This is a genomic window from Streptomyces sp. NPDC054841, assembly GCF_053611045.1.
The window spans coordinates 1-1,244 of the sequence record NZ_JBSGZO010000917.1; the positions used below are offsets into that span (position 1 = coordinate 1).

Sequence of the window (1,244 nt, forward strand, 5' to 3'; positions counted from 1 at the left end):
GGCGCGGCATCAGCCTCCGCCCTGCACGGGGACCGTGCGCGGGCGGTGGCGGCGGCGTTCAGCGCTTTGCTGGGCCGGACCCCGGCGCCGGACGACGACTTCTTCGCCCTCGGTGGCCATTCCCTGGTCGCCGTGCAGCTTGCCGAGCGCTTGCGCACCGAGCTCAGGCTGCCGCTGACCGGTCTCGATGTGATGCAGAACCGGACACCGCGCGCACTCGCCGCGCTGCTCGACACGCGTGAGACGGAACGCGCGGCGGCGGCCTCGACGGCTCCGCCGGTGTCACGTAGCCGGCGGGCACGCGAGGGCACCGTGCTGGTGACCGGCGGCACGGGCGGCGTGGGAGCGTTCCTCCTGCGCGAACTCGCCGCCCAGGGGAGGCCGGTGCTCGCGCTGGCCCGTCCCGAGTCGGCACATCTGGTGGCCGGGGACGGTGTGGATGTCGTCGAGGGCGATCTGACCGACCTGGACGGCCTGCGAGCCGCCGTGGAGAGTGCGGACGCGGTGATCCACGCCGCCTGCACCTTCACCCGTCCCGAAGTGGATGTGGCGGCGATGGAAGCGATGGTCGACGCCTGGCACAGCGGCCCTTTCGTCTTCGTCAGCAGCGTGGACGCCTACGGACGCCCCACGGAGCAGTGGGTGGCCGAGGAGTCGGCCTCCCGACAGCCGTTGAGCGCGTACGGACAGGCGAAGCTCGACTGCGAACAGATGCTGATGCGGGCGGCGGGCACCGGGGGCCGGGGCGGGGCCAGCGTCGTACGCTCGCCCATCGTGTGGGGTCCGCACGACCGGCTGCGCGATCAGTTGCGCTGGGGCGCGACCGGGTTGCTCTATCAGGCTGCCCTCGCCGGAGAGCCGATCACCCTCCCACGCCCCGGCACAGCCGGGCGCGACTGGTACGGCGCCCCGTGGGTCCACGCGGCTGCCCTGGCCCGTGCAGTGACCGTCTGCCTGGACAAGCCCGTCCACGGAGTGGCCAACGCCCTGAGCGGTCACGTCGCGTGGCAGGACCTCGCCGCCGAGCTGCGTACGCTCCTCGCAGGCGACAGTGAGATCCAGCTCGCCGAGCGGGCGCATCCGGACCTCGACCACCCCTGGCACTACCGCGCGGACCGGCTGGCCACCGCACTGCGCGAACAGCCCGGAGAGGACTGGCAGTCCGTACTCGCTGCGATGGTCGACGCCTCCCAGGCCTGAGCGCCCGGGAGAGCGGGCCACGCGATCAGCCCTCGGCACGGGCC

Annotated in this window: 1 protein-coding gene; it reads left to right on the forward strand. The window is 73.2% G+C overall.

Features of this window, described 5'->3' with window-relative positions; all coding sequences use genetic code 11:
- Nucleotides 1-1,200 (forward strand): NAD-dependent epimerase/dehydratase family protein (locus ACWGI8_RS44425; protein WP_453669332.1); only part of this gene is annotated, 1,200 nt, incomplete at its 5' end.
- Between the last annotated feature and the right edge of the window lie 44 nt (nt 1,201-1,244).